This window comes from Falsiroseomonas ponticola, from assembly GCF_016805305.1.
Lineage (GTDB): Bacteria > Pseudomonadota > Alphaproteobacteria > Acetobacterales > Acetobacteraceae > Falsiroseomonas > Falsiroseomonas ponticola.
In genome coordinates this window covers 205,293-221,922 of the sequence record NZ_JAERQN010000004.1, presented here as the reverse complement: position 1 = coordinate 221,922, position 16,630 = coordinate 205,293, and the positions used below count along the sequence as shown (strand labels likewise).

The 16,630-nt window shown below is 71.9% G+C and carries 14 protein-coding genes; 8 read left to right on the top strand and 6 right to left on the bottom strand.

Annotated elements, in window-relative coordinates:
• Positions 1 to 45: 45 nt before the first annotated feature.
• The 7 genes from JJI54_RS14345 (at position 46) to JJI54_RS14315 (ending at position 6,917) form a co-directional block, all read left to right on the top strand.
• Positions 46 to 1,122, top strand: a complete 1,077-nt coding sequence (locus JJI54_RS14345; protein WP_203073687.1) for a tartrate dehydrogenase — start codon at positions 46 to 48, stop codon at positions 1,120 to 1,122.
• 106 nt (positions 1,123 to 1,228) lie between these two features.
• Complete coding sequence (locus JJI54_RS14340) at positions 1,229 to 1,954, top strand: TetR/AcrR family transcriptional regulator (protein ID WP_203073686.1); 726 nt, start codon at positions 1,229 to 1,231, stop codon at positions 1,952 to 1,954.
• On the top strand, positions 1,954 to 2,763 hold the full coding sequence (locus tag JJI54_RS14335; protein ID WP_203073685.1) for an ABC transporter permease: 810 nt from the start codon (positions 1,954 to 1,956) through the stop codon (positions 2,761 to 2,763). The genes JJI54_RS14340 and JJI54_RS14335 overlap by 1 nt, the downstream gene beginning before the upstream one ends.
• Positions 2,764 to 2,767: 4 nt before the next feature.
• Positions 2,768 to 3,820 (top strand): ABC transporter ATP-binding protein, encoded by a 1,053-nt coding sequence (locus JJI54_RS14330; protein ID WP_203073684.1) that lies wholly within the window; start codon positions 2,768 to 2,770, stop codon positions 3,818 to 3,820.
• Positions 3,821 to 3,853: 33 nt separating this feature from the next.
• Entirely contained in the window at positions 3,854 to 4,888 is a 1,035-nt protein-coding gene (locus JJI54_RS14325; RefSeq protein WP_203073683.1) for an extracellular solute-binding protein, read from the top strand.
• The gene (locus JJI54_RS14320; protein ID WP_226381761.1) at positions 4,885 to 5,757 is read left to right on the top strand and encodes an ABC transporter permease; all 873 of its coding nucleotides are present in this window, start codon (positions 4,885 to 4,887) and stop codon (positions 5,755 to 5,757) included. The genes JJI54_RS14325 and JJI54_RS14320 overlap by 4 nt, the downstream gene beginning before the upstream one ends.
• A gap of 146 nt (positions 5,758 to 5,903) precedes the next feature.
• Positions 5,904 to 6,917, top strand: a complete 1,014-nt coding sequence (locus JJI54_RS14315; protein WP_203073682.1) for an ABC transporter substrate-binding protein — start codon at positions 5,904 to 5,906, stop codon at positions 6,915 to 6,917.
• On the opposite strand, the gene JJI54_RS14310 is transcribed toward JJI54_RS14315, so the two are convergent.
• Together JJI54_RS14310 and JJI54_RS14305 are read right to left on the bottom strand one after the other, a co-directional pair.
• On the bottom strand, positions 6,893 to 8,101 hold the full coding sequence (locus JJI54_RS14310) for a benzoate/H(+) symporter BenE family transporter (protein WP_318987508.1): 1,209 nt from the start codon (positions 8,099 to 8,101) through the stop codon (positions 6,893 to 6,895). The genes JJI54_RS14315 and JJI54_RS14310 overlap by 25 nt on opposite strands.
• A gap of 44 nt (positions 8,102 to 8,145) precedes the next feature.
• Positions 8,146 to 8,883: a response regulator gene (locus JJI54_RS14305; RefSeq protein ID WP_203073681.1), complete on the bottom strand. Its 738-nt coding sequence runs from the start codon at positions 8,881 to 8,883 to the stop codon at positions 8,146 to 8,148.
• A gap of 125 nt (positions 8,884 to 9,008) precedes the next feature.
• Between JJI54_RS14305 and JJI54_RS14300 the strand changes: the two genes are divergently transcribed.
• Positions 9,009 to 12,971, top strand: coding sequence for a PAS-domain containing protein (locus tag JJI54_RS14300; RefSeq protein ID WP_203073680.1), 3,963 nt, complete (start codon positions 9,009 to 9,011; stop codon positions 12,969 to 12,971).
• 38 nt (positions 12,972 to 13,009) lie between these two features.
• On the opposite strand, the gene JJI54_RS14295 is transcribed toward JJI54_RS14300, so the two are convergent.
• The 4 genes from JJI54_RS14295 to JJI54_RS14280 form a co-directional block, all read right to left on the bottom strand.
• Complete coding sequence (locus tag JJI54_RS14295; protein WP_203073679.1) at positions 13,010 to 13,249, bottom strand: hypothetical protein; 240 nt, start codon at positions 13,247 to 13,249, stop codon at positions 13,010 to 13,012.
• 171 nt (positions 13,250 to 13,420) lie between these two features.
• Positions 13,421 to 14,971: an ABC transporter substrate-binding protein gene (locus JJI54_RS14290; RefSeq protein ID WP_203073678.1), complete on the bottom strand. Its 1,551-nt coding sequence runs from the start codon at positions 14,969 to 14,971 to the stop codon at positions 13,421 to 13,423.
• Positions 14,972 to 15,083: 112 nt separating this feature from the next.
• Entirely contained in the window at positions 15,084 to 15,776 is a 693-nt protein-coding gene (gene cuyB / locus JJI54_RS14285) for a cysteate racemase (protein WP_203073677.1), read from the bottom strand.
• Positions 15,776 to 16,546 (bottom strand): sulfite exporter TauE/SafE family protein, encoded by a 771-nt coding sequence (locus JJI54_RS14280; protein WP_203073676.1) that lies wholly within the window; start codon positions 16,544 to 16,546, stop codon positions 15,776 to 15,778. The genes cuyB and JJI54_RS14280 overlap by 1 nt, the downstream gene beginning before the upstream one ends.
• Positions 16,547 to 16,630: the final 84 nt, after the last annotated feature.

Here is a 16,630-nt window from a genome sequence, read left to right as displayed (position 1 = left end):
GGGCGGGGGGCGGCAGGGTCCGCGCCCTGACCGGAGCGAGCCCGCATGAGCACCACGAGAAAGCACCGCATCGCCGTCATCCCCGGCGACGGCATCGGCAAGGAGACGACGCCCGAGGGGCTGCGCGTGCTGGACGCCGCGGCGCGGCGCTTCGGCTTCGAGCTGGAGCTGAAGCATTACGACTGGTCCTGCGAGACCTATGCCGCCACCGGCAAGATGATGCCGGATGATGGCCTCGACCAGCTGCGGGACAGCGACAGCGTGTTCCTGGGCGCCGTCGGCTGGCCGGGGGTGCCGGACCATGTCTCGCTCTGGGGCCTGCTGATCCCGATCCGCCGCGGCTTCGACCAGTATGTGAACCTGCGCCCCTGCAAGCTGCTGCCGGGGTCGAAGAGCCCGCTCGCGAACCGCGGGCCGGAGGATATCGATTTCTACGTGGTGCGGGAGAATACGGAGGGCGAGTACAGCAGCGTCGGCGGGCGGATGTTCCCGGGCACCGATCGCGAATTCGTTTCCCAGCAATCGATCATGACGCGGATCGGCTGCGACCGGATCATGAAATACGCCTTCGAGCTGGCGATGACGCGCAAGCGGAAGAAGGTGACGAGCGCGACGAAGTCCAACGGCATCACCTTCACCATGCCCTACTGGGATGAGCGCTTCGCGCTCATGGCGAAGAACTATCCCGAGGTGACGGCGAACGAATACCACATCGACATCCTCTGCGCGCATTTCGTCCAGCATCCCGACTGGTTCGACGTGGTGGTGGGATCGAACCTGTTCGGGGACATCCTGAGCGATCTGGGCCCGGCGGTGGCGGGCTCCATCGGCATCGCGGCCAGCGCCAACATCAACCCGGAGAAGACGGCGCCCTCCATGTTCGAGCCCGTGCATGGCAGCGCGCCGGACATCGCGGGCAAGTGGATCGCGAACCCGATCGGGCAGATCTGGTCGGGGGCGATGATGCTGGAGCACCTGGGGGAGAAGGCGGCGGCGGACTGCATCACGCAGACCATCGAGAAGCTGCTGGCCGAGGGCGGGCCGCGCACGCGCGACATGGGCGGGCAGGCCGGCACCATCGATGTGGGCAAGGCGATCGCGGAGGCGGTGGCGCGGGGCTAGGTTCCGCGCCGGGGCTGCCCGCGCGCGAGGCAGCCCCCGCCGGGCGGGCGCGATTTGCGCCATGAACAGACTTGCGTGTTTGTTTGTGGGCTGTCTCAATCCCGTGATGATCGATGCGCCGCGCCGCCGAACGCAGGAGGAGCGCCGGGAGGAAACCCGGGCCCGGCTGCTGCGCGCCACGGTGGAGGCGCTGCGCGACCAGGGGCTGACCCGGCTGACCACGCCCGATATCGCGCGCCGCGCCGGCGTTTCCCGCGGCGCGCTGACCTACCATTTCGCGAGCCGGGAGGACCTGCTGGTCTGCTCCATCGCCTGGCTGCTGGACCAGGCGACGGGCGGCCTGCGCAAGCTCTGCGATGCCTATCCCGCGCCGACCATGCCGATCGAGGCGCTGGTCGACTACCTCTGGGACATGATGGCGAGCGGGCTGTTCCAGGTGACGATGGAATTCCTGCCGGAGGCCCGCCACAACGCGCCCTTCCGGGAGCGGCTGCTGCCGGTGGTGCGGGAATTCCACGCGGCGCTGGATGCGTCCTGGACCCGGCTTTCGGCGGTGGCGGGCATTCCGGCGGAGGAGGCGCAGGTGTCGCTGAACGCGACCATGTGCCTGATCCGCGGCATGATCGCGCAGAACGTGCTGCGCAATGACCCTGCCTACTACGCCGCGATGCTGGGCTGGTGGAAGCGGCAGCTGCGCGGCTGGCTGGGGCAGGATGCGGGCGCCGCGGCGCCGCTTCCGCCGCCCATGCTGCCGGCCTTCGGGCATGCAGAGGCCCCGCGCAAGCGCCTGGTGCGGGACCGCGCGCGCGGCGCGGCGCGGGGGGGCGGCTGATGGGATCGCGCGGCCTGCGGCGCCTGGCGCTGCGCGGCAGCGCCGGCTTCGCGCTGGCGATCATCGTCACGCCGCTGCTGCTGGTGGCGTGGCTCGCCTTCTTCCGGCAGGAGATCCCGTCCTTCCCGCCCACGGGCTATACGCTGCGCTGGTTCGCCGCCATCCCGGACAACCGCGCCTTCGCCAGCGGCTTCATGGTCAGCCTGCAGGTCAGCGTGATGGCGACGGCGATCGGGCTTGCGCTGGCGGTGCCGGCGAGCCTGGCGCTGGTGCGCAGCGGGCTGCCGCTGAAGCCCATCCTCAACACGCTGCTGATGCTGCCGCTGGTGGTGCCGGGCGTGGTGCTCGGCGCGGCCTTCTATGTCGGCGAGATGGAGGTGGAGATCGCCACCGAATGGCCGCTGCTGGGCTCCAAGGCCGGGCTGGTCGCGGCGCATGCGCTGATCGTCATCCCCTGGGCGGTCAGGCTGGTGACGGCGAGCCTCTCCACGCTCAACCCCTCCATCGGGGAAGCGGCGCTGAGCCTCGGCGCGACGCCCTGGGTGGCCTTCCGGCGCGTGACCCTGCCGGCGATCCGGCCGGGCGTGGTGGCCGGCGCGCTGTTCGGCTTCGTCACCTCCTTCGGCAATCTGGAGGCCTCGATGTTCCTGGTGGCGCCGGGGCAGACCACCTTGCCGATCGCGATCCTCCAGTACCTCGCCTGGAAGATCGACCCCGTGGTGGCGGCGGTGTCGCTGGTGCAGATCGTGGTCATTGGCGTCGCGATGCTGGTCACCGACCGCTTCGTCAAACTCTCCCAGGTGGTGTGACGCGATGGCGAGGCTGGAGATCGCGGGGCTGACCAAGCGCTACGGCGCGGTGACGACGGTGCGGGACGTGACGCTGGACGTCGCGGATGGGGAGTTCCTGGTGCTGCTGGGGCCGTCCGGCTGCGGCAAGACGACGACGTTGCGCATGGTGGCGGGCTTCGTGGAGCCGAGCGCGGGGGTGATCCGCCTCGGCGGGCGGGACATCACGGCGAGCCCGCCCTGGCTGCGCAACACCGGCATGGTGTTCCAGAACTACGCGCTGTTCCCGCACATGACGGTGGCGGAGAACGTGGCCTTCGGGCTGGAGATGCGGAAGGTGCCGAAGGCCGAGCGCGAGGCGCGGGCGATCGAGGCGCTGCGCATGGTGCGGATGGAGCCCTACGCGGCGCGCCTGCCGCGGCAGATGTCGGGCGGGCAGCAGCAGCGCGCGGCACTCGCCCGGGCCCTGGCCATCCATCCCGACGTGCTGCTGCTGGATGAGCCGCTGTCGAACCTCGACGCCAAGCTGCGGGAGGAGGTGCGCGTCGAGATCCGGCAGCTGCAGCGGCAACTGGGCCTGACCACGATCATGGTGACGCATGACCAGGAGGAGGCGCTGACGGTGGCCGACCGGCTGGTGGTGATGGCGGAGGGCGCGATCCGGCAGGTGGGCAGCCAGCAGGACCTGTATGAGCGGCCGGCGGATCGCTTCGTGGCGGGCTTCGTCGGGCGCAGCACCTTCCTGGCCGGGCGCGTGGCGGCGGGCGGGCGCTTCGTGACGGCGGGCGGCGTGGATGTGGTGGTGCCGGATGCGGCGCCGGGGCCCGCGGTGCTCGCGATCCGGCCGGAGGCGGTGCACCTGGCGCCGCCGGAGGGCGAGGAGAACCGGCTGGCGGGGGTGGTGGAGTTCGTCTCCTATCTCGGCCCGCTGATCGAGCTGCATGTGCGCATCGCCGAGCGCGAGAAGCTGGTGGTGCATGTGCCCAACCGCGCGGGGATCAGGCCGCCGGCGCTGGGCGAGACGGTTCCCATCGGCTGGCCGCGCGCGGCCGGCATGGTGTTTCCCGATGCGGCGTGAAGACCCGTGAGAACAGGACAAGGAGAGGCGAGCATGAGCAGGTTTTCGGTGACGCGGCGCCAGGCGCTGCTGGGGGCGGGCGCGGTGGCGCTGGGCGCGGGAAGCGCGCGGGCGCAGGGGCGCGGGCGCGTCGTGGTCGGCACCTGGGGCGGCGACTATGCGCGGCTGCTGACCAAGAACATCGAGGACCCGATCCTGAAGCCGCAGGGCTGGGAGGTGGTGCAGGACCAGGCCAGCGATGCGCCGCGGCGCGCCAAGATGGTGGCCGAACGCCGCCTGCCGCGCGGGACCGTGGACATCCAGGGCTTCTCCGCCGCCAACATGCATGAGATGGGCGAGGCCGGCGTCGCGGAGGAGATCGACTATTCGCGGCTGCGCAACGCGGCCAGCATCATCCCCGCGATGCGCTACAAGTTCGGCGTGGGGCACATCTATTCGGGCAAGGTCGTGCTCTACAACCCGAAGCTGGTCGCCGCGCCGGCGGGCTTCCGGGAAGCGATCGATCCGCGCCACGGCAACAGGATCGGCTTCATCGACATCCAGTACCAGTTCGTGATGGTGGCGGCCGCGCTGGCCGCCGGCGGCAGCGTCTCCAACATCGAGCCGGGCAAGGAATTGCTGCTGGCGGCGAAGCGCGCGGGGGCGCGGCTCTATCCGACGAATGAGGCCTTCGCGGCGGCGATGCAGTCGGAGGAGATCGCGCTCGGCATGATGTGGAAGGCGCGTGGCGTGCAGTGGCAGAATGCCGGCATCCCCGTGCAGACGGTGGCGCCGGTGGAAGGCGTGCCGATGTATGTCTCCGGCTTCTCCATCGCGAAGAACGCGCCGAACAAGGCCGGGGCCTATGCCTATATGGACGCGATGCTGGAGAAGTCCGCGCAGGAGGCCTTCGCCATCGACATGGGCTTCAACCCGACGGTCACGAATGCCGTGGTGGAGCCGGAGCTTTCGGCCCGCATCGGCTTCACGCCGGAGGAGCAGCGGCGGCTGGTGGATCTGGACTACGCCTATCTCGCGCGGGAGAACAACGCGATGAAGGATTGGTGGGACCGGGTGTTCAAGGCTTGAGCCTGGCGGCTTCCGATACCCGCCGCGTCCCATGGGGCGCGGCGGGGCTGGTGGCGCCGGCCACGATCTTCGTCGTGGTGGCGCTGCTGGTGCCGCTTTGCCTGCTGTTCCGCTACAGCCTGAATGCCTTCGTCCCCGGGCAGTTCATGGTCGATGCGCTGACCATCGACAACTATGTCCGCTTCTTCACCGACGCCTACTACCTGAACATCCTGTGGCGGACGGTGCGCATCGCCTTCGTGGTGATGCTGATCTGCCTCGTGCTCGGCTTCCCGCTGGCCTATGTGCTGGCGCGGACGCAGAGCCGCTACAAGAACCTGCTGCTGATCGCCGTCGTGCTGCCGCTCTTCGTCGGCAATGCCGTGCGCGCGGCCGGCTGGATGGTGGCCTTCGGTGCCAAGGGCGTGGTGAATGCGTCGCTGATGGGCCTCGGCCTCACCAGCGGGCCGATCGACATCATGTACACCGAGCCCGCCGTCATCATCGGCATCACCGCGGTGAACCTGCCCTTCATGGTGCTGAGCCTGCAGAGCGTGATCGAGGGCATCGACCGGTCGGTGGAGGAGGCGGCCTTCAACCTCGGCGCCCCGCCAGCGCGCATGTTCTGGCGCGTGCTGCTGCCGCTCGCCATGCCGGGCGTGCTGGCCGGCGGCGTGCTGACCTTCATCCTCGGCATGAACGCCTATGCGACGCCGGTGCTGATCGGCGGGCCGCGATTCCAGATGATGGGGCCGCTGGTCTATGGGCAGTTCATCGAGCAGAACAACTGGCCCTTCGGCGGCGCCATCGCCTTCGTGCTGATGGCCTCCACGCTGGTGCTGACGGCGGTGGCGCATGTGCTGGCGCACCGGCGGATGGCCGGCCGGTAGGCTTCCAGCGAGGGTCCAGGGCAGGTTCGCCCGTTGGCGCCGCAGGCACGGGAAGGCCGCGGGGCGGGACCTCGCGCGCGGCATTCCTGCCTTGCCATCCCGCCGCGCCTCCCCCAGCCTGGGGGCATAATCGGGGGAACGGATCGATGAACCAGGGCATGGGCCGCCGTGGCGCTGTGAAACTCGCACTCGGCGCCGCGCTGGCGATGCCCGCGCTGGGGGCCGTGGGGCAGACCCTGCGGCCGATCGAGCTGATCACCTTCCCCGGCGGCTTCAACTGGCCGATCTGGGTCGCGATGGAGAAGGGCTTCTTCGCCCGCCACGGCGTCCGCGTGACGCTGACGCCCACGCCCAATTCCACCTTCCAGCTCACCAACCTCATCAGCGGCCGCTTCGACATGGCGGTGACGGCGATCGACAACGTCATCGCCTATATGGAAGGCCAGGGGGAGGCGAGCGTGCAGGGCACGCCTGACCTGGCTGTCGTGATGGGCGGCGACAACGGCTTCCTGCGCCTGGTCACCGTGCCGGAGATCACGAGCTTCGCCGAACTGCGCGGCAAGGAATTGTCGGTGGACGCCCTGACCACCGGCTATGCCTTCGTGCTGCGCAAGCTGGTGGAGCTCGGCGGCCTGCGGCAGGAGGAGGTGAGCTATGTGCGTGCCGGGGGCGTGCTGCAGCGCTACCAGGCGCTGCTGGAGAAGCGGCATGCCGGCACGCTGCTGATCTCCCCCTTCGAGGTGCAGGCCGAGGCCCAGGGCTTCCGCGTGCTGGCGGATGCGGCGCGGATGCTGGGCGCCTATCAGGGGCTGGTCTCCGCCACGCGCCGCGGCTGGGCGGAAGGCCACCGCGCCGAGGTCGTGGGCTATATCCGCGGCACGGTCGATGCGCTGTCCTGGCTCTACGATCCGGCCAACCGCGAGGAGGCCATCGCGCTGCTTCGCCGCAACGTGCCGACGATGAGCGAGCAGGTCGCGGCCAATTCCTATCGCGTGCTGCTCGACCCCTCCGGCGGCTTCGCGCCGCGCGCGGCCATCGACATTCCGGGCATCAGCACCGTGCTGGGGCTGCGAAGCCAGTTCGGACCGGCCGGGACCACCCTCACCGACCCGATGAAGTACCTCGACCTGCGCTACTACCGGGAAGCATTGCCGGGCTGATGCCGGGCGGGCGCGCGCCGCCACCGCGCCACCGCCATCACCACGCCCCCCGCGACCAGCCCCCAGAAGGCGCCGCCGATGCCCAGCACCGTGAGGCCGGAGGCGGTGACGAGGAAGGTGACGACCGCGGCTTCCCGGTCTGCCGCCTCCGACAGGCCTGCGACGATGGCGCTGCCGAAGCTGCCCAGCAGCGCCAGGCCGGCGACGGCCTGGATCAGGATCGGCGGCGCGGCGGCGATGAAGGCGGCGGCGGCGGCGGAGACGATGCCGAAGGCGCAGTAGCCGAGCCCCGCCACCACCGCGGCCCACCAGCGCCGCGCGGGGTCGGGATGCGCCGTCTCCCCGGCGCACAAGGCGGCGGTGATGGCGGCCAGGTTCACGCCATGCCCGCCGAGCGGCGCGGCGGCCAGGCTGAACAGGCCGGTCGTGGTGAACAGCGGGCCGGGATGCGGGCGGTAGCCATTGACGTTCAGCACCGCCATGCCCGGGATGTTCTGCGACGCCATCGCCACCAGGAACAGCGGCAGCGCGATGCCCACCATGGCCGTCGCGTCGAAGGCCGGCATGACGAGGATGGCGACGGGGCTGAGCGACAGGTCGCCCATGGGCGGCGCCTGCCACCAGAGCAGCCCGACCGTGACAAGCACGGCCGCCGGCACGGCCAGCAGGCGGTTGAGGCGGCCGACCACCAGCCAGGTGAGGATGACGGGAAGGGCCAGCGCCGGCATCTGCTCCACCGCGCGGACGGGGGCCAGGCAGAGGCCGAAGAGCACGCCCGCCAGCATGGCGTTGGCGATGGGCGCGGGGATGCGCGCCACGGCGCGGCCAAGCGGCTTCCAGAGCCCCGCGACCAGCACCAGCAGCGCCGCCGCGATGAAGGCGCCGACGGCGGCGGGGAAGCCGCCCTCCGGCACCGCGGAGCCCGCCAGCAGCGCGGCGCCGGGCGTGGACCAGGCGACGGTGATGGGCAGGCGGCGCCAGAGGCTCAGCACCACGCCGCAGAGCCCCATGGCGATGGCGAGCGCGGTGAGGCCCGAGGCCGCCTGGGCCGGGCTGGCGCCGACCGCGCTCAGCCCCTGCAGCACCACGGCGAAGGAGGAGGCGAAGCCCACGAAGGCGGCGAGGAGCCCGGCGAAGAGGGCCTGGGCGGAGAAGGAGGCGCGCATGGGGGCGGGTTGAAGCACCCGCCAGCCTGTGTGGCTATGGGGCGGTGGCTACCGCCCGTGGCTCATCCCGCCTCGGGGTCGAAGAGGTAGCCGACGCCGCGCACGGTGCGGATCGCCATCGGGCGGGCCGGGTTGCGTTCCACCTTGCGGCGCAGCCGCATGATGCGGAGGTCGATGGCGCGGTCGAAGGCCTCCGGCTCCTCATCCCCGCTCGTCCGCTCCAGCAGCCAGTCGCGGTGCAGCGCGCGGTTGGGGTTGTCCACGAAAAGCTTGAGCAGGGTGAACTCGCCCTCGGTCAGCGTGTCCTCGCGGCCGTCGGCGGTGAGGAGGAGCCCGCGCTTCAGGTCCAGCACGGCGCCGCCCATGCGGACCCGGCCGGGGGCCAAATTCTCGGGCTTCTGGGGGGTGGCCGCGGCCTCGGCATGGGCGCGGCGCATCAAGGCGCGGATGCGGGCCAGCAGCTCGCGCGGCTCGAAGGGCTTGGTGATGTAGTCGTCGGCGCCGGATTCCAGGCCGACGACGCGATCCACCAGGTCCCCGGCCGCGGTCAGCATGATGATGCCGACGGCCGGGGAGAGCGCGCGCAGCCAGCGGGCGAGCGCGAAGCCATCCTCGCCCCCGGGCAGGCCGACATCCAGCAGCACGGCATCCGGCATGGCGGCGGCGATGGCGGCGCGGAAGGCCGGGCCATCGGCCACGCCATCCACCGCGAAGCCCTGGTTCGACAGGTAGGCGCAGACCGTCTCCCGCTGGAACGGATCGTCTTCCACCACCAGCAGGTTGGTCGTGCCTCCGGCCATGCCTGGCTCTCCTGTCACTGTGATGCGGCCCGGTCGACTCGGGCGGGGGCGTGGCGAAACAGGTGAAACAAACCGTTGCACGGCGCGAAACACAAGAAGCGGCGCGGTTGCGGCATAATGCGGGCATGCCCGATAACGACTGGCCCGCCGGCGCCCTGCCGCCGGACGAGGTCGTCAGCCTCCAGGCGGAAGCGCTGGCCCATCTTGCCGGCCCCTTTGCGCTGTTCGCCGCGGATGGGCGGCTGGTGTCCTGCAACCCGGATTTCGCGCGGCTGCTGCCGCCCGGCGCGGCGCCGGCGGCGGGCGACCGGCTGCGGGACCTGCTGGCGGCGACCGGCCAGGGGGGCGCGGCCGCCAATCCCGGCTTCGACCGGCCCGGGGATCCCGCAAGCTGGCTGCCGCCGCCGGGCGAGGCGGAGCGCGCCACGGTGTGGCGCACGGCCTGCGGCGCCTGGTTCCAGGTGCATCTGCGCGCCATGTCGCGCGGCCTGGTGCTGACGGCGGCCGACATCACCGACCTGAAGCGGCAGGAGGAGGAGCTTTCCGCCGCGCGGGCCACGCTGGAGACGGTGTTCGACCACATGACCGACGGCGTCGTCATGTGGGATGCCGAGATGAAGCTGCAGTTCTTCAACCGGGAGACCATCCGCGTCGGCGAGTTCCCGCTGCACATGGCCTACAAGGGCGTCAGCGTGCTGGACGTGATGCGCTACCAGGATGAGCGCGGCGAGTTCGGCCCGCCGCCGCGCGACAAGGCGGAGCTGGAGGCGCGGGTGACGCAGCGCGCCGCGCTGCTGAACCGGCCGGGCGGCGTTTCCTACATCCGGCGCACGCCCTCCGGCCTGTGGCTGGAGGTGAAGACCATTCCGGTGAAGGGCGGCGGCGCGGTGCTGATGTATCGCGACGTCACCGCGCTGAAGCAGCGGGAGGAGGAGCTGGCCGGCGCGCGGGCCATGCACCGGCTGATCCTGGACAGCATGACCGATGGCGTCGTGCTGATGGACCAGGAGCTGAACTTCCTGCTGGGCAACCGGGCGGCGGTGGAATTCTTCGCGCTGCCGGAGGGGATCGGCGCGCCCGGCGCTTCCGCCGTGGAGGCGATGCGCTACCGCATGCGGCGGGGCGATTTCGGCCCGGTGCCGGAGGAGGCGGGCTTCGAGGCGGCGGTGGAGGCGCGGCTCGCCATCGCCCGGCACCCCGGCAGCGCGCCGGTGCAGGTGCGGGGCCGCAACGGGGAGTGGATCGAGGCCTCCTCCGTCGCCACGCCGGATGGCGGCGTGCTGGTGATCTATCGCGACATCTCCGCGCTCAAGGCGCGGGAGGAGGAGCTGCAGGCGGCGCGCGCGACGCATGAGCTGGTGCTCGACAGCATGCAGGACGGGCTGGTGCTGTGGTCGCCGGATTTCCGCGTGCGGCTGATGAACCGGCAGCTGGCGCATTACTACGGCATCCCCGCCGCGCTGGCCCGGCCGGGCGCCGATGGGCGGGACATCCTGCGCCTGATGCTGCGCCGGGGCGACTACGGCACGCCGCCGGCGGAGGGCGCCGCGATGGAGGCGGCGGTGGCGGCGCGCGCCGCGGCCATCCTGGGCGCCGGGGCGGAGCCGGATGTCAGGCTCTCCCCGGCCGGGTACTGGATGGAGATCACGCGCCAGCGGCTGGCGGATGGCAGCGTGCTGTCCACCTACCGCAACATCACCCGGCTGCGCGCGCGGGAGGATGAGCTGCGCCAGGCGCGGGACGTGGCCCAGGCGGCGGAAAGCAGCCTGGCGGTCACCATCCAGCACATGAGCCAGGGCCTGCTGATGTTCTCTCCGGATCGGCGGGTGCAGGTCATCAACGGCCGGGCGATCGAATTGCTGCGCCTGCCGCCGGAGCTCGCGCGGGAAGGGACGCGGCTGGAGGAGATCGCGGCCTGGCAGCTGGAGACCGGGGAATACGACCGCGACCCGCCGGCGGCGGAGCGGGCGCGGGAAGTGCTGGCGGGTGCCGCGGTGCATGAGGGGCACTACGAACGGCGCATGGCCGATGGGTCGGCGCTGGAGGTGCATTCGGTGACGCTGCCGGATGGCCGCACGGTGCGGACCTTCACCGACATCACCGAGCGCAAGCGGCAGGAGGCCGCGCTGGCGGAGGCGCGGGACGCGGCGCGCGGCACCTATGCCGCGCTGACCGCGACGATCGAGGCGATGGGCCAGGGGCTGCTGCTGGTGGGGCCCGACGGGCATGTCAGCGTCATCAACCGCCGCGCGGCCGAATTGCTGGCGCTGCCGGATGCCCTGGCGCGGCCCGGCGTGCGCTTCGCGGAGATGGTGGCCTACCAGCGCGCCCGCGGCGACTACGACAGCAGCGCGGAAGGGGCGGAGCAGGCGCGGCGCGCGCTGGCCGACGAGCCCATGGAGGAGAAGCGCTACGAGCGCGCGCGCCATGACGGCACGGTGCTGGAGGTGCATGCGCGGCGGATGGAGGACGGATCCATGGTCCGCACCTACACCGACATCACCGACCGCAAGCGGCAGGAAGGCGCGCTGGCCGCGGCGCGCGATGCGGCGGAGGCGGCGAACCGCGCGAAATCCGCCTTCCTGGCCGCCATGAGCCACGAGATCCGCACGCCGATGAACGGCGTGCTCGGCATGATCGAGGTGATGGAGCGCACGCCGCCCGGCCCCGCGCTGACGCGCTGCGTGACGGTGATGCGGGAAAGCGCGGGATCGCTGCTGCGGATCATCGACGACCTGCTCGACTTCTCGAAGATCGAGGCGGGGCGGATGGAGCTGGAGCAGCTTCCCTTCTCGCTGCGCGGCCTGGTGGAAGGGGCGGTGGAGACGCTGGCGGTGGAGGCGAAGCGGAAGGGCCTGCTGCTCTTCGCCGATCCGCTGGGCCCGGTCACGCCGCATGCGCCGGACATGGTGGCGGCGGATCCGGTGCGGGTGCGGCAGATCCTGTTCAACCTGGTCGGCAACGCCATCAAGTTCACCGATGTGGGCTTCGTGCGCCTGCGCTGCTCGGCGCGGCCGGAGATGATGGGGGAGGGGGTGGCGATCGTCGTCACCCTGATGGTGGAGGATAGCGGCGTCGGCATGACGCCGGAGCAGGTGGGGCGGCTGTTCCAGCCCTTCGCGCAGGCCGATTCCTCCACCACGCGGCGCTTCGGGGGCACGGGGCTCGGCCTTTCCATCGTGCGGCGGCTGGCGCAGCTGATGGGCGGCGACGTGGCGGTGGAGAGCACGGCGGGGCGGGGCAGCCGCTTCACCGTGACGCTGCGGCTGCTGCCGGCGGAGCCGATCGAGGCGCCGCCGGTCCTGGCATCCCCGGTCCTGCCGCCGCTGGATGGGGAGGCGGCGCCGCGGTTGCTGGTGGTGGACGACCACCCGGTGAACCGGGAGGTGCTGGCCCGGCAGCTGGAGCTGCTGGGCTGCCAGGCGGACATGGCGGAGGACGGGGCGCAGGCGCTGGCGCTGTGGCGCCAGGCGCGGCACCGCGTGGCGCTGGTGGACCTGCACATGCCGGTGATGGACGGGCTGGACCTGGCCCGCGCCATCCGGCGGGAGGAGCAGCTGGCGCCGGGGGGGGCGCGGACCGCGCTGGTGGCGGTGACGGCCAATGCGATGCGCGGCGAGGATGAGCGCTGCTACGCCGCGGGGATGGATGCCTTCCTGCCGAAGCCGCTGGCGCTGGATGCGCTGGCCCGCGTGCTCGGGCGGTTCATGCCGCAGACGCCGGGGCGGGTGGAGACGGCGGTGGCCGAGCCCGGGCCGCAGCTGTTCGACCCGGAGGCGCTGCGCGGCCTGTTCGGCAGCGACCCCGCGCGGCTGGCCGGGCTGCTCAACACCTTCCGGGAAGGCGTGAAGCGGGATGGGGAGGCGGTGGCGGTGGCGCTGGCGGCCGGGGATCTGGCCGGCGCGGCGGCGGCGGCGCACCGGCTGAAGGGGGCGGCGCGCATGGCGGGCGCGCGGCCGCTGGCGGACCTGCTGGCGGCGGTGGAGCAGGCATCGCGGGATGGGCGGCCGGTGGAGGCGGGGGCGGCGGCCTCGGGCCTCGCCTCACTGGCCGAGCGGACGGTGGCGGCGACGCTGGCCGGCGAATAGGGGCGGGCGGCACGGCGCCGCCCGCGTGGCCTTCGGGATCAGTCGCAGGCGCAGCCGTCGGTCGGCGTTTCCGCCGCGCGGATGATGTGGTGGTCGATCCATTCGGAGACGAGTCGCCGCGCTTCCTGCATCGAGGCCTCCGGATGGTGGATCCGGTAGAGCGTGGTGCAGGCGGTGAAGGCCTGGATATCGGCCTCGCCGCCATCGCGCAGTTCGCGGTAGGCGGTCACGACGGCGCGTTCGCAGCGGCGGGCGATGTGACTGAATTCGCGGCCCATGGAAGCTCCCGTCGGTCGTGTCAGGTCGTGCAGGCTAGGCGGTGGAGGCACGGCGTTAGGCGTCGGCAGGTCGGTCTTGCGACTCAGTTGAGAATAATTCTCATCTGCACGGGCGTTTATACGACGAGGGCACTCGTCGGTTCAAGTGACGCCGTCGCAATCCCGGCGGGGTCAGTCCGGGGTGAAGTCCATGGCCCTGGTATAGCCGTCGAGCCGCGGCGCATGGCGGCGGCCGGCGCGGTGGGCCCAGAGGTGCATCTGGTGGTGCAGCGGGGTGAGGGCGACGTCGCGGAAGGCGATTTCCGTCGCCTGGATCAGCAGCCGCTCCCGCGCCCCGTCATCGAGTTCGGCCAGCGCCTGGTCGAGCAGCGAATCGAAGGCGGGGTTGGCGTAGCGGCCGCGGTTGAACTGGCCGCGGCCGCGCGCCTCGTCCACCGTGCCGAGCAGGGTGACGAGGGGGGAGGTGGGCTCCCCGGTCTCGACGTTCCAGAGGCCGGTCCAGAGGCTGAATTCCCGGTTGCGGCTGCGGGCGACGTGCATGACGTGGGGCATCGCCTCCACCGTGGTGCGGATGCCGGCGCGGGTCAGCATCTGGGCGACGGCCTGGCAGATCTGTTCGTCATTCACGAAGCGGTTGTTCTGGCAGTGGATGGTCAGGCGGAAGCCCTGGGGGTAGCCGGCATCCGCCAGCAGGGTGCGGGCGCGGGCGGGGTCGTAGGGCGCGGGGGCCAGGCCCGGGGCGTGGCCATAGGCGCCGGGCGGCATGAACTGGCCGGCGATCCGCGCCTGGCCGCCCATGACGCGGTCCACGATGGCGTCCCGCTGGATGGCGAGGGAGAGCGCCTCCCTCACCCGGTGGTCCAGCAGGGGGTTGCGGGGCAGGGGCGTGCCATCGGCGGCGGTGATGCCGGGGGGCGTGCGATCCGTCACATCCAGGTGGAAGCCGGCGACGGCGGGGGCGACCAGGGTGGAGACGCGCAGCCGCGGATCGGCGGCAAGCCGGGGCAGGTCCTGCGGCGGCGCGGCATCGATGGCATCGAGGTCACCCGCCAGCAGCGCCGCGACGCGCGTGGCGGGCTGGGGCATGTTGCGCAGCGTGGCGCGGGCCCAGGGCGAGGCAGGGCCCCAATAGGCGTCGTGGCGCGCCATCGTCACCTGGTCGCCGCGCGCGAAGGCCGTGAGGCGGTAGGGGCCGGTGCCGATGGCGGCGCGGCCGGAATCGAAATCCGCCGTGGTGGCGCCGCTGGCGCGGATGATGGGCACCTGGCTGAGATAGACCGGCATCAGCGGGAAGGGTGCCGCGGTGCGGAGGATGACGGTCGCGGCATCCGGCGTCTCCACCGCCGTGATCTGGCGGAGATAGACGGCGAAGGAGGAGGGGCTGCCGGGCACGTTCGCCGCGCGCGCGATGGTGTAGGCGACATCGGCGGCGGTGAGGGGCGCGCCGTCATGGAACGTCACGCCCGGGCGGAGCGTGAGGCGCCAGGTGGTGGCATCGGTCGCGACCCACGCCGTGGCCAGCGCGGCCGCCGGGCGCTGCTGGGCATCGAGGGCCACCAGCGGTTCATAGAGATGCGCGGCGAAGCCCTTGTTGCCGCCGAAATTGTGCCAGTGCGGGTCGAGGCTGTTGGGGAAGAGCTCGATGCCGAGGCGGATGTCCTGCGCCGCGGCGGGGGCCGCGAGGAAGGCCAGGCAGGCGAGGAGGCGGGCGGCGCGGGGCATGGGCGTGGTCTCCGCCGCGTCGATCCGGGCCGCGCGGCGGCCACGACGATGCGGGCCGGGCCGCGCCGGCGGCAATCCGGATAATGCAGCGCGGCGTGATGCCGGGACGGGATCAGCCGGGCCGGTGGCACCGCGCGATGGCGGCGCGGGCCAGGCCATCGATGGTGTCGCAGACCGGGAAGGGCAGCGCCGGGCCGGCGGCGATGCCGAGGGGGATTTCCGTGCAGCCCAGCACCACGGCGCGGGCGCCGCGGGCGGCCAGCAGGCGCGCGGCCTCCGCCAGGGGCGCGTAGGCGGCGGCCACGTCATTCGCCTTCACCAGCGCGATGCCGGGGGTGACGAGGCGGTCCATCTCCTCGGCCGTGGGGGTCAGGCAGGTCCAGCCACGGGCATCGAGCCGGCCCTGGTAGAGCCGCATGGCCAGGGTGCCGGCGGTGCCCATCAGCCCGATCGGGCCGGGGGCGACGCCCTGGCGGCGCAGCTCCTCCTCCGCCGCATCGACGATGTGGAGGATGGGGAGGCGGGTCGCCGCCTGCATGCCCTCGAACCACCCATGGGCGGTGTTGCAGGGGATGGCGATGGCGGTGGCGCCGGCGGCTTCCAGACCCCGGATGCCGCGCAGCAAAGCGGGCAGCGGATCCTCCCCGCCCGCGATCCGCGCCGCCGTGCGGTCCGGCACGCGGGGGTCGGACCAGAGCAGGGCGGGGATGTGGTCCTGGTCCCGCGCCGCTGGTGTCAGCAGGGTGAGGCGCAGCATGAACTGCGCGGAAGCCAGCGGCCCCATGCCGCCGAGGACGCCGAGCATCAGATCAGTCCCTTCATGCCGTCGTACACGAGCTTGGTGCCGCTGACGGCCAGCATGACATAGACGATGCGGTAGAAGACCTTGTCGCTCATCCTTCCCTGCAGCCAGATGCCCATGCGCACGCCGATGGGCACCAGCGGCAGCAGCACCAGGCTGGTGAGGACATTGGTGAGGGAGAGCTGGCCGAGCAGGAAATAGGGCACCAGCTTCACGTAGTTCACCACGCCGAAGAAGACGACGGTGGTGGCGGCCAGCGCCGCGCGTTCCAGCCGGAGCGGGTAGAGATAGACGGCGAGCGGCGGGCCGCCGGCATGGGCGATGGTGCTGGTGAGCCCCGACATCATGCCCCAGAAGGCGCCCTTGCCCCGGTGGCTGGTGGCTGGCGGGGGCGGCACGCGGCCGGGGCGGCCCTGCCACAGGCTGCGGGCGAGGAAGATCAGCGCGATGGCCCCCACCATCAGCTTCACCGCCGCATCCGGCAGGAAGCCGAAGATGGCGGCGCCGATCAGCACGCCGAGCAGGCCGCCCGGCATGATGATCCAGAGCTGTTCCTTAGACCATTTGCCCCACCAGGCCTTCAGCGAGGCGATGTCCATGGCGCAGAGCAGCGGCAGGGCGATGCCGGCGGCCTGCGGCGCGGGAATGACCAGCGACATCAGCGGCACCATGGAATTGCCCGCGCCGGAGGCAAAGCCCGCCTTGGTGATGCCGGTCAGCAGCACGGCGGGGATGGCAAGCACCCAGAACCAGGGGTCGGCGATGATCGGCACGGGGAGGGTCCTGGGGAGGCGGGGGTGACGCGGCGGGATGCGGGCGGTATGGCACGGCCATTGCTGCACCGCCGCGCGCGGTGC